At 36.0% G+C, this 13,826-nt stretch carries 14 protein-coding genes; 7 read left to right on the top strand and 7 right to left on the bottom strand.

Going from position 1 to position 13,826, the window contains the following annotated elements; translation table 11 throughout:
* Positions 1–74: 74 nt before the first annotated feature.
* Complete coding sequence (locus IPJ80_04235; GenBank protein ID MBK7912688.1) at positions 75–1,292, bottom strand: M20/M25/M40 family metallo-hydrolase; 1,218 nt, start codon at positions 1,290–1,292, stop codon at positions 75–77.
* A gap of 100 nt (positions 1,293–1,392) precedes the next feature.
* On the opposite strand from IPJ80_04235, the gene IPJ80_04240 reads away from it, so the two are divergent.
* The 6 genes from IPJ80_04240 to IPJ80_04265 all read left to right on the top strand — a co-directional run bounded on the left by IPJ80_04240 (position 1,393) and on the right by IPJ80_04265 (position 6,946).
* Positions 1,393–2,502 (top strand): hypothetical protein, encoded by a 1,110-nt coding sequence (locus tag IPJ80_04240; GenBank protein MBK7912689.1) that lies wholly within the window; start codon positions 1,393–1,395, stop codon positions 2,500–2,502.
* Between the two features lie 212 nt (positions 2,503–2,714).
* Positions 2,715–3,422, top strand: a complete 708-nt coding sequence (locus IPJ80_04245; GenBank protein MBK7912690.1) for a M15 family metallopeptidase — start codon at positions 2,715–2,717, stop codon at positions 3,420–3,422.
* Between the two features lies 1 nt (position 3,423).
* Positions 3,424–3,981: a thioredoxin family protein gene (locus IPJ80_04250; protein ID MBK7912691.1), complete on the top strand. Its 558-nt coding sequence runs from the start codon at positions 3,424–3,426 to the stop codon at positions 3,979–3,981.
* A gap of 155 nt (positions 3,982–4,136) precedes the next feature.
* A complete protein-coding gene (locus IPJ80_04255; protein MBK7912692.1) occupies positions 4,137–4,361 on the top strand; it encodes a DUF1902 domain-containing protein in 225 nt (74 codons plus the stop codon).
* Positions 4,361–4,591, top strand: coding sequence for a type II toxin-antitoxin system HicA family toxin (locus IPJ80_04260; protein MBK7912693.1), 231 nt, complete (start codon positions 4,361–4,363; stop codon positions 4,589–4,591). The genes IPJ80_04255 and IPJ80_04260 overlap by 1 nt, the downstream gene beginning before the upstream one ends.
* Before the next feature lie 252 nt (positions 4,592–4,843).
* Positions 4,844–6,946 carry a S9 family peptidase gene (locus IPJ80_04265; GenBank protein MBK7912694.1) on the top strand — a complete coding sequence of 701 codons (2,103 nt, stop codon included), beginning with the start codon at positions 4,844–4,846 and terminating at the stop codon, positions 6,944–6,946.
* A 3-nt stretch (positions 6,947–6,949) separates the two neighbouring features.
* On the opposite strand, the gene IPJ80_04270 is transcribed toward IPJ80_04265, so the two are convergent.
* The 5 genes from IPJ80_04270 to IPJ80_04290 all read right to left on the bottom strand — a co-directional run bounded on the left by IPJ80_04270 (position 6,950) and on the right by IPJ80_04290 (position 11,610).
* Entirely contained in the window at positions 6,950–8,044 is a 1,095-nt protein-coding gene (locus IPJ80_04270) for an aminopeptidase (protein ID MBK7912695.1), read from the bottom strand.
* Positions 8,045–8,050: 6 nt separating this feature from the next.
* Positions 8,051–9,262: a GTPase HflX gene (hflX, locus tag IPJ80_04275; GenBank protein ID MBK7912696.1), complete on the bottom strand. Its 1,212-nt coding sequence runs from the start codon at positions 9,260–9,262 to the stop codon at positions 8,051–8,053.
* An 8-nt stretch (positions 9,263–9,270) separates the two neighbouring features.
* Complete coding sequence (locus IPJ80_04280) at positions 9,271–9,633, bottom strand: rhodanese-like domain-containing protein (protein MBK7912697.1); 363 nt, start codon at positions 9,631–9,633, stop codon at positions 9,271–9,273.
* A 253-nt stretch (positions 9,634–9,886) separates the two neighbouring features.
* Entirely contained in the window at positions 9,887–10,675 is a 789-nt protein-coding gene (locus IPJ80_04285) for a sulfite exporter TauE/SafE family protein (protein MBK7912698.1), read from the bottom strand.
* Between the two features lie 5 nt (positions 10,676–10,680).
* Positions 10,681–11,610, bottom strand: a complete 930-nt coding sequence (locus IPJ80_04290) for an isoaspartyl peptidase/L-asparaginase (protein MBK7912699.1) — start codon at positions 11,608–11,610, stop codon at positions 10,681–10,683.
* A 313-nt stretch (positions 11,611–11,923) separates the two neighbouring features.
* Between IPJ80_04290 and IPJ80_04295 the strand changes: the two genes are divergently transcribed.
* Positions 11,924–12,607, top strand: coding sequence for an alpha/beta hydrolase (locus IPJ80_04295; protein ID MBK7912700.1), 684 nt, complete (start codon positions 11,924–11,926; stop codon positions 12,605–12,607).
* Position 12,608: 1 nt separating this feature from the next.
* Here the strand turns inward: IPJ80_04295 and IPJ80_04300 are convergent, their stop codons facing one another.
* Positions 12,609–13,817, bottom strand: a complete 1,209-nt coding sequence (locus IPJ80_04300; protein MBK7912701.1) for a hypothetical protein — start codon at positions 13,815–13,817, stop codon at positions 12,609–12,611.
* Positions 13,818–13,826 lie beyond the last annotated feature (9 nt).

Below are 13,826 nucleotides of genomic sequence, written 5' to 3' on the forward strand. Positions count from 1 at the left end.
TAGACAACTTAACTACAGACTTCTTTTCTAAAGACTTCCTCTCTACAGACTTCCTCTCTCTACAGACTTCCTCCCTAAAAAACAACCTTCTTCACCAAAACCTCGTCTTTGCGTTTTACTGTAACTTCCGCTTCCTGTCCTTTTTCAAATTTATTGAGGGCTTCCATATACTGGTACACATCTTTTACCGGATAACTGCCGATCTGTATGATGATATCGCCTCCTAATAAGCCGGCTTTTTGAGCAGGGCGGTTATCCAACACTGCATCAATGCGCATGCCTTCTCCATTAAAAACATAATCAGGCATTAAGCCCATGGTGACTTTAAAACTGCTGGCCTGTTGTTTATTTTCATCTTTTGTTTTTTGGAATGTCAACGTGGGTTTGGCATTCAATTTTAATACTACACCCCAAATGATTTGGCTGACTTCCCAAATGCCATCGTAATTTACCAAAGGACTGTCATCGCTTGGTTTATGGTAATCCTGATGCTGTCCGGTAAAAAAATGAAGGACCGGAATATCTTTTAAATAAAATGAAGTATGATCGGATGGACCAATGCCCCCATCGCTGTAATTAAAGCTGAACCCCGGCATTTTACAACTCTCTAAAATGTCTTTCCATTCCAAAGCAGTTCCTGCTCCACTAATTGCTATAGTTTTTTCTTTGTTGAGTCGACCCACCATGTCCATATTAATCATCCCAAAGATGCTTTCTTTTGGAACAGTAGGATTTTCCATAAATGCCTTTGAACCGTATAAACCGTATTCTTCTCCGGAAAATGCAATGAATAAGACATTGAATTTTAATTTTTTCTCTTTCGTTAATTGGTCGGCTAAATACAATAATGCTGCTATACCACTGGCATTGTCATCCGCTCCATTGTGAATGGAATGATCGTCGGGACGTAAAGATCCTGCCATTCCATATCCCAAATGATCGTAATGTGCTCCAATCACCAGAGTCTTTTTTGCTTTTTTATCTAAAAATCCAATGACATTCTTCCCCATTTTGTCCAATTGACTGCCACCATGTGGATTTGAATTGAATTTAAACGCTTGAAACCATTCTTCACTGCCTTTTGGACTCAAACCCATTTTTAACATGCGTTCGGAGATATAATCTGCTGCCATGGCTTCTCCGACGGTTCCTGTTTGTCGACCTTCCAAATCATCTGATGCCAGATAAACAACATCTACCCGAATCATGGTTTCCGGACTTAATTGGGCCTTTAACGACATACTTGAAGCTAAAAGCCTGAATATCAATAGATAAACTAAAATATTTTTCATGAATTGCAAACTAAATTAAATTGTTATTAGAGTCCAAAGCTACCAAGAAAGCTGCAAAAACCGATTTCAAAGACTTAATTTTGCAATCTAAAATTGGACTATGTCTGCAAAGAAAATTGCCTTATACAGTGTCTTGTTAATTACAGTTATTTACTTGTTACTCTGCCTTTTAGGTCCTTCCTCTTATAAATTTAATAACGATGTAAGAATTAACGGACCTCATAAAATTGTGTACCTGCTTTTAAATGATATTAAGGACTGGTCTAAATGGTTTAGTTGGAAAAAAGATGACCCTGATTTAAAATTTACGCCTGGCAATTTTCAATATGCCGTGGGTGCAAATTTCAGTTTTGAAGGCAAAAAAATGGGTACCGGAAGTGTCATCGTAGAAGAGTCGTATCAGGATTCTTTTATTACTGTGAACTTAAATGCATCCAAATTACCCAGCAACTTAAAACAACGTTGGCAAATTGTTTCTGAAAGTTCTAAAGCAGTTTATGTAAATTTAACAGCCAGACTTCAAGGTGAAATTCCTTTTTATAAACGAGGGTATTATTTTGGATTAAAAAAACAGTTGGATGAAATGCTTACCAATGATTTGGAAGGCATGAAGGGCTATATTGAAAATTTATTGAAAGACAGTTTTGGAATTTCAAAAACCATCTATCCTGGAAATCATTATTTTGGAATTATGAATATAGTTCAGAATAATAAGATTCCTTCATTCTATGCAAAGAGTTATCCAAAAATTTATAATTTTCTAGACTCGCTTAAAATTCCAATTACAGGACCTCCGGCTGGTTTAATTTTAGACTGGGAAGGTTCTACCGGACAGGTTTACATTCTTGCCGCCTTACCAACTGAAAACAAATTACCAAATTATGCAGGTTGGACAACTTTTGATATCCCTCCAATGGAATGTTTTAAATTAGAACATTACGGAAGTTATGCTACCCTTCGAAATGCACACGTAAAGCTGAGTTACCTCATGGATAATTCTCCTTTTACCCTGGCACCTCCAATCATTGAAGAATATGTTACCTCCCCTTCTCAACAGCCGGATACCTCAAAATGGTTGACCAATATTTATTATCTGTTGGATCAAAAAGGAGGCTATTCAAAGACGCTTGAACAAAAGAAAACTTTGGAAGATCAAATTAAAAAGGAAGAAGAAGAGCGAAGGAAAAAATTGAGGGATGTTTATAGATAGTGATACAATTACGAATTACGAATTACGAATTACGAATTACGAATTGGAAATTACATTTAAGAGAGGCTATGAATTAAATTAAAACAAGCATTTCGTATTTCGTAATTCGTAATTCGAAATTCGTAATAATTAATTAATTATCAACCAATACTCAACACTTGACTCCTATACTTTATATAATTAGTTTAAAAATCATCTTACTGTTTCAGATTATGACAGAAAACATGCAACACGTGGTCGAAAATCCAAAAGTGTTAGCTTTGGATGATGCTCGTTACATTGCTGGAAAATTTGACCCTTCTAAAAATCCGGAATTTGTTAGTTTCAATTCAGATACATCTAATAAACTGATGTATTTGAGAACGGAAGTTTATATCGCTTATTTAAAAATGGCACAGGCAGCTGCGGCTGATTCTGTAAAACTGGAAATTGTATCAGCTACCAGAAATTTTGATTATCAAAAAGAATTGTGGGAAAATAAGTGGCTTGGTAAAACTCCTGTCGATGGAAAAAAGCTGCATTTGCATATTAAAGATCCGGTAGCGCGTGCGCTTAAAATTATGGAGTATTCAGCGCCACCTGGTTTTTCAAGGCACCATTGGGGTACTGATATTGATATCAATTCCACAGAATCCGAATATTTTGAAACTCCGGAAGGAAAAAAAGTCTACCAATGGTTATTTAACAACGCCGGAAAATTTGGTTTTTGTCAAACGTATACCGCTTTTGACGAACAACGGGTTAGCGGTTTTCACGAAGAACGCTGGCATTGGTCTTACATGCCCACTGCCAAAACAATTTGGGAAGCTCAACTTCGCAATTTTGATGAATCTTCCATCTTCAGATTTAAAGGATATCAAGCCATACAATCGCTGCATTTGATTGATTTTGTACGAAACGTAAATAATTGCATTCAATAATATGGCACGTACAGAATCCAACATGATCCAATTGGGATCCAAAGCGTTTGATTTTCATTTGCCAGAACCCCTTTCTGGAAAAATCATTCATCTTGAAGATTATAAAAATTACGAAGCTTATGTAATTTTATTTATTTGCAATCATTGTCCTTATGTGATTCATGTGCACGATGAATTGTTAAACATTGGTCGTGAATATCAATCTAAAAATTGTGCTTTTTTTGCAATCAGTTCAAATGATGTTGCAAATTATCCGGACGATGCTCCGGAAAAAATGAAAGAACGCGCAATCCAATTTAATTATCCCTTCCCTTATCTATACGATGAAAGTCAGGAAGTTGCCAAAGCCTACAATGCGGCATGTACCCCTGATATCTACGTATACGATAAAAATAAATTATTGGTTTATCGGGGTAGAATGGATGCATCCCGCCCGAATTCAGGAATTCCGGTAACCGGTATTGATTTGCGCAATGCACTGGATGCTGTTCTTTCGAATCAAGCTATAGATCCTATCCAATATCCAAGTTTAGGTTGCAATATCAAATGGAAAGCATAAACCAGAATAATTCAAAAAGAGGTATTGCTATAAATTTAGGACTGCAAAAGAGCAGGTATAAGTTCCAGACGAATTATATAAGATGAATATCGAAGCTTTATAGACATTATAGGAATTAAATTATTTTTGACTAAATTATTATCTTTGTTATTAGCATGGAAGGAACAATTAAAATTCATATTGAAAAATTGCCTGAAGGTGTTTATTTGGCAACCTCTAACGATATTCAAGGCTTGGTTGCCCAAGGAAGAACCATTACAGAGACTATGGAAATTGCAAGAGATGTGGTCAAAAAACTTATTGAATCCCAAAACTTGACAAGTAATAACGTGGAAATTTTAAAAGATAGCTTTGACTATCCACTTGTTATTTCATTTTAATGGGAAGGTTAGGTGGTTTTAGCTACAGAGATGTTGTAAAAAAACTTAAAATTTTGGGGTTTGAGTTTCATAGACAAGCAGCAGGAAGTCATGAAATTTGGTATAACGAAATAACAAACAAGTACACTACAATCCCTAATCACACAGGAGATATACCTGAAGGAACGCTTTCAGCAATTTTAAAACAAGCAAATATTAATCCTGAAAGCTTTCTAAGCGCAAAAAAGTAACGCCTTATAACATGAGATTGATTAAAGTAGAGCGAACATTTTTTAATCAAGAATATTTTGTAAAATTAACTTGATTTGCTTCTCCAGGCAGAAAACGAAGATGTTTTGCCAGGTTCAAACTCAAAACCGTAAAAATAAAATCAACCGTCATAAACCAATCAATAAAAAAAATCAAATTTGAAATCACATTATCCTTTAGCTGTAGTCACATTGCTTTTTGTAATGGCCTGCAACGACACTAAAAAAACAACAATGTCCCCAAACGATTCAAAAGAAATCATTCAAAGCATTACAAAAAGTTTGAACAGCATCCCGGAACCTGTAGCACCAATGATTGAGAAAAAACTGGTGATGCATGGCGACACGCGGATCGATCCATATTATTGGTTAAACAATCGGGAAGATCCAAATGTGCGAAGCTATTTACAAGCTGAAAATGACTACCTTGAAAAAGTGATGGAACCTGTAAAGACATTACGAAGCAATCTTTACGATGAAATGTTGGGTCGAATTAAACAGGATGACAATACCGTTCCATATAATTACAATCAATACAGTTATTATATCCGATTTGAAACCGGAAAAGAATATCCAATTCATTGTAGAAAAAAATTGCCCGCCGAATCAAATCCCGAAGAAATTGTTTTAAATGTCAATCAATTGGCAGAAGGTCATAAATTTTGCAATGTAATTTCTCCGGAAATTAGTCCGGATAATAAATTGGCAGTTTATGGATTGGATACAACGGGTCGTAACTTACATAAAGCATTTGTTAAAAACCTGGAAACCGGTGCGATCATCGAAGAAAATTCACCTGTCATAGCGGGTGCAATCGTATGGACACCCAATAGCAAAGCATTCTTTTATGAAACGAAAGATCTGACCACCTTGCGGAATGATAAAATCTGGTTACACGAATTAGGAACTCCCTTTGAGAATGATAAATTGGTATATCATGAAACGGACGAAACCAGTTATGCACATCTCTCGTCCTCTAAAGACGAACAATATGCTTTTATTCATTCCGGCTATACTGAAATGGTAGAATGCCATTTTATTCCACTCAATGACTATCATAAAAAACCTATCCTGATTAAAAAACGCATACCCGGTTTTTACTACACCGTTGATCATTATCAGGGATCTTTCTTGATTTTAACCAATGATCATGCACCCAATTTTAAATTGGTTAAGACTCCTGTAAGCAATTATCAATATGAACATTGGATGGACATGATTCCAGGCAATGATGCTGTTTTACTCCAGGATATTGAAATATTTAAAAATCAACTGGTAGTGTTTGAACGAAAAGATGGATTGAATCAAATTCATATTTTACCATGGAATAATTTCAAAGAGGGTCATTATATTAAATTCAGAGATGCCAGTTACGATTGCTGGTTAGGACCTAATTTTGATTTGAATACAGATATACTTAGATTGGAATACACCTCTTTAACAACCCCAAAAACTACCTACGATTATCAAATGCAACAACAACAGTTGCAGGTATTGAAAGAAAGTCCGGTACTCGGAAATTTTAACAAAGAAAATTATCAGAGTGAATACGTTCAGGTCCCATCAAACGATGGAGAAATGATTCCAATGTCTATTGTTTATAGAAAAGGCTTTGAAAAAAATGCCGCCGCTCCTGCATTATTATATGGATATGGTTCATACGGAATAACTATGGATGCCGGATTTAGCAGCAATCTCATATCCCTTTTGGATCGCGGCTTTGTTTTTGCGATGGCACATATTCGTGGAGGCAAAGAAAAAGGATGGAATTGGTATGAGAAGGGAAAAATGTTTCACAAAATAAACAGCTTTACTGATTTTATAAATTGTGGAGAATACCTTGTTCAAAATAAATACACAAGTTCTGCTAAAATGTTTTGCAAAGGTGGTTCAGCAGGTGGCTTATTGGTTGGAGCAGTCTATAATATGCGACCTGATTTATTTTGTGGAATGATTGCAAATGTTCCTTTTGTAGATGTTTTAACCACAATGTCTGATCCAGACCTTCCGCTGACTACCGGTGAATACACAGAATGGGGAAATCCTGAAATAAAAGAACAATACGACTATATGAAATCGTATTCCCCCATTGACAATGTACAAGCTAAAAAATATACCAATCTGCTGGTAACTACAGGTTTTGCAGACAGCCAGGTCCAATACTGGGAACCGGCAAAATGGGTTGCTAAATTGCGAACAGTACGTACTGACAAAACAGATGCCATATTATTTCACACTAATTTAGATGCAGGACATGGGGGAGCTTCCGGACGATTTGAACGATTAAAAGAGATTGCACTGGAATATGCATTCATGTTGGCCTTATTAGAAAAGTAGAAATTAAATCAAAAACGAACCATTCCTGTAAACAACAGTTCCATCTGCCAGAATTTCACCACCCTGTTTCATATCGGTGATTAAATCCCAATGGATAGAGGATGTGTTTTTTCCTCCGGCTTGCAAATAGGATTGTCCTACTGCCATGTGAATGGTGCCACCAATTTTTTCATCAAACAAAATGTTTTTGGTAGCTCGTTGAATGTTATTATTGGTTGCAACTGCAGCCTCTCCAAAAACTCGTGCACCTGGTATTTTAAATACTTTATCCAAAACTTGCTGACCGGTTTCTGCTGACCATTTAATGATATTGCCTTGATCAACAATTAAATGAACACCTGAAACTTCTTCATTCATCATAATGCTCGGATAAGAAAAGTAGATTTCTCCATGTACACTGTCTTCAACCGGACTGGTAAACACTTCGCCGGATGGCATATTAGCCTTTCCATCAGAATTGATCCATTTCCTTCCAATGGTAGAAAATTTGATTTCAAAATTTGGATTTCTGTAAATAAACTGACTGCATTTATTAAAATAATCGACAATGCGTTGCTGATTTAAAGAAAGTATCTTCCATTGATCAGCTGGATGCTCCATATCTAAAAAACAGGCATGCACTATAAACGCTGTGTATTCATCTAAACTCATTCCTGCAATGTTGGCTGCATGCGTTGTAGGATACTGACATAAAGATCTTTTAAGACTTCCGTCGCCAAGTCTTTTAAAATAAATTTGATCGAATGGAGCTAATGCCTGGGAACGGATGGTTCTGTTTTCTTCTAAAATGGAAAAACCTAAACTTGACTCGTGTGGTGCTCTTATAACCAAATAAGCATCAAAGTTCTGGATGGCTTGTTGATATGAAGCCGAAATATAATTTAGTTGCTCTTTCGTTCCATATTGTAATAAAATACGTTCCTGATCTTCAAAACTGATTTCAGTTTCAACCAAAGCTCCTGCTTTGATGGCAGCGGTATAAAATGATTTTACCAAAGGTTCTGCTAAAGTAGTAGCTCGAACAAAAACTTTTTCTCCCTCCTTTAGATACAAGGAATAGTTGACGAGCAACTCTGCATATTTATCAATCCAATGCATCTTGCCTTACCAGGTTTTACTTCTATAAGGATACCGAATCAGATATTGTCTGGATATATGGTCTTTCAATAAAGAACGTAATTTTTCAATATTTTCCTGGGTCTTTGCAGAAATAAAAATAACCGGAACCTTATAGGCATTTTCAATAGAACGTTTTAATTCGTTTTCCAAATCATTTTTAGTTTCTGCATCCAGCAAGGCATCGAAATAATGTTCTCTATATGCATCCATCTTATTGCATATTAAAATACTTGGTTTGTCACCTACCCCCAACTCTTCTAAAGTTTTCAGTACTGTTTGTACATGGTCCTGGTATTGAGGATGAGAAATATCAACTACATGCAATAAAATATCTGATTCTCTGACTTCATCCAGCGTGGATTTAAAACTTTCAATCAAATGGTGTGGAAGTTTCCGAATAAACCCAACGGTATCTGAAAGTAAAAAAGGCATAGCCTCCCAAACCACCTTTCTGACGGTGGTATCCAATGTTGCAAACAATTTATTTTCAGCAAACAAATCCGACTTGCTCAACACATTCATCAAAGTGGATTTACCTACGTTGGTATAACCAACCAGGGATACCCGCATCATTTCATCGCGATTCTTTCGCTGGGTTACACTTTGCTGGTCTATTTTTTCAAGTTTCTTTTTTAGAAAACTAATTTTTTCTTTTACAATCCGGCGATCTGTTTCAATCTCCTGCTCACCCGGACCGCGCATTCCGATACCACCACGTTGACGTTCCAAGTGCGTCCACATGCCCCGAAGCTTTGGGTAAATGTATTGCAGTTGTGCGAGTTCAACCTGTGTTTTCGCTTGAGCTGTTTGTGCACGACTTGCAAAAATGTCGAGAATCAAAAAGCTTCTGTCAATAATTTTGACTTTCAATTCTGACTCCAGATGATTTTGTTGTTTTCCGCTTAGGTCATCATCAAAAATGACCATGTCTGCCGGAAAATGCTCCATATACTTTTTAATCTCATCTATTTTTCCAGAACCTATAAAACTATGGCTGTTGATTGCAGGCAAACGCTGCGTAAATCGTTTAATAACCACAGCACCGGCAGTCTGCGCTAAAAACTCCAACTCATCCAAATGCTCTGTTACTTGCCGTTCATTTTGATCGGGTAGAATCAATCCCACGATGATAGCTTTCTCAGGCTCCTGGTTTTGGAGCTTATGGGTTGTATGTATATTAAAAGAATTTTTCTGCACGTATCAGATTACTTCAGATTTTTAACTTGGTTATATCCACCCAAATTATAAACTTTTTTAAATCCCTTGCCTTTCAAATAATCTGTAGCCGCAGAACTTCTTCCCCCTGCAGCGCAATATAAATAATATGTTTTTGAGGGATCCCATTTAGCGGCCTCTATTTGAAATTGGCCACCATCCCAATCAGCATGAATGGCTCTTGGATGATGTCCGGAATTCCACTCTTCGGGTGTTCGTACATCGACCATGATGCCTGGATCTTTAGCAATTTGCTCTGCTATTGATTTTGGTGTAGCTTGACCCATTGAATCGTTTTTACAAGCTACCAGAAAATTGATCAATAAAAAACTTAATAATAAATTGAATCGCATAAGTAACGGATTAAAATAATTAAAACAAATTTTAGAAAATTTAGCTCCAATAGATGCCTGCTGAAAAACTACTCTAAATATTCCAAAAATAATTAGGAGGGGAATTTTTCAAATAAACATTTGTGAGAGCCAAAATATTTTTAAACATTGAAATCAATATTGTAAATGAGGCATTTATATAACTTGATTTACAAAAAATATGAAAATCGAAAAACTGCCATAAAAAAGATAACGTAAATAAAGGCTTAAAAGTTCAATACAATTCCTTTATAAGTATAAAAATACCCATTGCCAAAATAAAATAGGCAAATAGTGGTTTTAGCTTATCCGAACTCAAAAATTGTGAAAGTTTAGTACCTCCAAACATCCCTAAAATTGCCATACCGGTGAATGCTAAAACAAATGGCCATTCTAACAAGGCAAGACTTTGAATTTTAGAAATCAATGCAACTCCGGTATTAATACTGATAATAATTAAGGAAGTTCCTGCCGATTTTTTAAAATCCAGTTTTTGCAATAAAACTAAAGCAGGAACAATTAGAAAACCACCCCCGGCACCAAGGATTCCTGTAATAATTCCAAGAAGGATCCCATTAAATAATATAAAGAAATAACTTTTGGAATTATTTGCATTACTTGCTTCTAATACTGGAGGTCTCAGCATTCGATAAGCAGCAAAAAATAATAATACACTAAATAAAATTAAAAGAAATGAAGATTTTGAAATGAAATAATCATTCGAATTCCAAATAGGATCCGGTATCCATGGCAATAAAAATGTCCTACTCAACCATACCATGATAACGGATGGGATTCCAAATAAAACCACTGATCGAAAATCTACCTGCGATTTATTATAATAACTAAGTCCACCCAATAAACTAATTACGCAAACAACAAATAGCGAACCGGATATTGCAACTTGTGCATCCATATGGACGAGATATACAAAAATTGGAATGGTCAATACAGCTCCCCCGGCACCCAGCAAACCTAGACTGACTCCCATAATAAATGCACAAATAAAAACAACTAGCAGCAAAATATTTATTTATAAATTCCAATAATCGTATTTCCGGAACTGGATTTGCAAGCACGATACATACCCTCTGTATTGAAGCACATACTGATAGCGCCTGTACTATCAATTGCAATGAGTCCGCCATCGCCTCCAATTGATGGCAGTAGGTTATGAACTACTTCTTTACAGGCCTTTTCGAGACTGCACTTTTTATACATCATCAAAGCGGAAACGTGAAACGCCGCATTCATACGGATAAAATACTCACCAGAACCTGTACAAGAAACCGCACAACTTTTGTTGTTAGCATAGGTTCCGCTTCCGATCATTGGACTGTCACCGATTCTTCCAAACTTTTTATTTGTCATTCCTCCGGTTGAAGTAGCTGCTGCAAGATTTCCGAATTGATCCAAAGCAATAGCACCCACTGTACCAAACTTACGATCCACATGATCCATAAGTACTTTATCTTCTTTTTTAGCCAGTAGCAATTGTTGATATCGGGCTTCAGTATAAAAGTAGGAAGCGTCCATTTTATTCAATCCCATTTTTAATGCAAAATCTTCTGCGCCTTTTCCAGCCAAAAAAACATGACCTGAATGTTCCATGACCATTCGGGCCAATTGAACCGGATTTTTAATTCGTTGTAATAAGGCAACAGCACCTGCATCCAGCGTCTTTCCATCCATTATTGATGCATCCATTTCATGCTTTCCATTTGCAGTAAAAACAGATCCCTTTCCAGCATTAAACAAAGACGCATCTTCCAATATTTTTACTGCAGCTTCCACTGCATCCAGGGCACTTGCTTTTCTCTCTAATAATTTATAAGCGCGATTAATTCCTCTTTCTAAAACTTGATGATAGGCCTTTTCAAGTTTTGGGGTCATACTGGATTTCAAAATGGTCCCTGCACCACCGTGAATGGCTATTGCGAATTGTGGTTTATCGGACATGCCTGCAAAAGTACAAGCAAAAGTTCTATTTTTTAAAATTGATTTAAATCGGTAAATTTTAGCATAAAAACTTCCTTTTATTTTTATCAACTATCCATTTTTCCTAATTGCAGTCCACTCTAAATAGTAGGGTCGCTCCAAAAACAAAAATCAAAGCAAAAATACTTTCCAAAACAAGCTTTCAAATTATTTCAACCGCAATTCGCACACCGAATAAGAATGATGTCCACTACGCTCCCATAATTCTTAATTCTTAACTTTTAATTCCTAATTCTCAATTTCCCAATTGAATACTTCTTTTTAATTTTACAAAATGAAAAACCTCATCCTACTTCACGGTGCTTTGGGTTCTGCATCTCAAATGAAGGAGTTACAGACTGCTTTAGAATCACATTTTAATGTTTACATTCTAGAATTTGATGGACATGGTAGTAAAGCAGCCTCTTTAGACGCATTAGATATAAAGCACATGGCCCTGGAATTAGATCGATTCATAACACAACATGCAATCTCTGATCCGATTGTTTTTGGTTACAGCATGGGAGGTTATGTTGCATTGTATCATGCAAGTAAACTTCCAAATAAAATTGCTAAAGTGATCACATTGGCAACAAAATTTGATTGGAATCCTGAATCATCAGAAAAGGAATCCCGCATGCTCAATCCTGAACAAATGGAAATTCAAATTCCAGCTTTTTGCGATTTACTATATCAAAGACATGGAAGTTCCTGGAAACGGTTAGTCAATAATACTGCTGAGATGATGTTGCGTCTGGGTAAAAATCAAGAATTACCAGATGCAGAATTGAAAAAAATCCGTATACCTGTTTTGATATGTCTGGGTGATAAAGATAAAATGGTAAGCGTTTCAGAAACTAATCATGCAGTTTCAAATCTCGGAAATGGTAATCTTCAAATACTACCAGATACTCCTCATCCCCTCGAACGGGTAAATTGCGATTTGCTGGCAGAATTAATTATTAAGTTTGCTAATTAAGTTAGTTAGAAAATGCTAATTCAAATTTTCTATATTCATCCCAATAATTCGGAAATGACTTTGACACAACTTCCGGATTTTCTATCTCAATTGGATAACGCCACTTTATCAGACTAAATGCCATGGCGATGCGATGATCCATGTAGGATGAATATGCTGATTCAAGATTAAATTGAATAGCGGCCATTTCAAAATAATAAATACCATCATTCTGAGTGGGTCTGATAATGCGCACATGTTGAGATTCCAGAAACCTGGAAATGATATCCAGCCGATTTGATTCTTTGAATTGCAGGTGTTGCAAACCGGAAAAATAACAATTTACCTTGTTCAAAGCACAAAAGATTGCTATAGCAGGAAATAGATCGGGGCAATTTGTAAAATCAAAGGCTACTGAACCCGGAATTTCTATGTTAAATTTTTCGAGTCTGATTCCATCTTCAATACATATTGACTTCAAGCCAAACCATTCAAAAAAAGTGATTAATGTTTCATCGCCTTGCAATCCGGATTTTCTCAAACCAGAAAAATAAATACAAGCCTTTTCTTGCAAACCCAATAAGGCATAGAAAAAAACAGCTGCACTCCAATCCGACTCAACACGATATTCTTTTCCAACATAATTTGATTTATAAATGGTAATCAACGAACGGTCCTGCAATATCTTAATTCCAAAATCACGCATCAACTGAATGGTCATGGTTAGATACGTCGCTGATACTAAATTCCCTGTGACTTCAATACTTAATGTTTTATTCAAACAGGGTGCAATTAATAAAATTGAAGAAATAAACTGGCTGCTTAAGGATCCATCAATTTTCAAAAGATCCGGAATAGGTTCAGAAATTCCCTTTATAATTTTTAATGGCAATTTGAAATCTCCCTCAATAAAATAAAATTCACAATGGAGAGACTCCAATACCTTAATGAGTTCATGTATTGGTCGTTTTCTCAAGCTTTGACCACAATCCAGTATAACCGATTTATTTAAAAGCGTCAAATATGCCAACAAAAATCGCAAGGTTGTGGCCCCTTCCCCTACGTTTAATTTATCAGATTCAACTTCATTCAGACAACGTTGTAAATCGATGGTGTCATCTGCATCAGAAAGATTATCAATTTGAAATTTAGTAGCACACAAGGCTTGTATAATCAGCAGCCGATTGGAAATGCTCTTTGAAGCAGGTAATTGTATAGCAAGGGGATTCATTAAAAAAAC

Source organism: Saprospiraceae bacterium (assembly GCA_016714025.1).
Lineage (GTDB): Bacteria > Bacteroidota > Bacteroidia > Chitinophagales > Saprospiraceae > Vicinibacter.

Bases quoted from the DNA above. Each gene is read 5' to 3' on its own strand.
- IPJ80_04250 (MBK7912691.1), top strand. From the start codon at position 3,424: ATGGCACGTACAGAATCCAACATGATCCAATTGGGATCCAAAGCGTTT.
- IPJ80_04300 (MBK7912701.1), bottom strand. From the start codon at position 13,817: ATGAATCCCCTTGCTATACAATTACCTGCTTCAAAGAGCATTTCCAAT.
- IPJ80_04235 (MBK7912688.1), bottom strand. From the start codon at position 1,292: ATGAAAAATATTTTAGTTTATCTATTGATATTCAGGCTTTTAGCTTCA.
- IPJ80_04290 (MBK7912699.1), bottom strand. From the start codon at position 11,610: ATGTCCGATAAACCACAATTCGCAATAGCCATTCACGGTGGTGCAGGG.
- IPJ80_04280 (MBK7912697.1), bottom strand. From the start codon at position 9,633: ATGCGATTCAATTTATTATTAAGTTTTTTATTGATCAATTTTCTGGTA.
- IPJ80_04260 (MBK7912693.1), top strand. From the start codon at position 4,361: ATGGGAAGGTTAGGTGGTTTTAGCTACAGAGATGTTGTAAAAAAACTT.
- IPJ80_04245 (MBK7912690.1), top strand. From the start codon at position 2,715: ATGACAGAAAACATGCAACACGTGGTCGAAAATCCAAAAGTGTTAGCT.
- IPJ80_04240 (MBK7912689.1), top strand. From the start codon at position 1,393: ATGTCTGCAAAGAAAATTGCCTTATACAGTGTCTTGTTAATTACAGTT.
- IPJ80_04255 (MBK7912692.1), top strand. From the start codon at position 4,137: ATGGAAGGAACAATTAAAATTCATATTGAAAAATTGCCTGAAGGTGTT.
- IPJ80_04295 (MBK7912700.1), top strand. From the start codon at position 11,924: ATGAAAAACCTCATCCTACTTCACGGTGCTTTGGGTTCTGCATCTCAA.
- IPJ80_04270 (MBK7912695.1), bottom strand. From the start codon at position 8,044: ATGCATTGGATTGATAAATATGCAGAGTTGCTCGTCAACTATTCCTTG.
- IPJ80_04265 (MBK7912694.1), top strand. From the start codon at position 4,844: ATGTCCCCAAACGATTCAAAAGAAATCATTCAAAGCATTACAAAAAGT.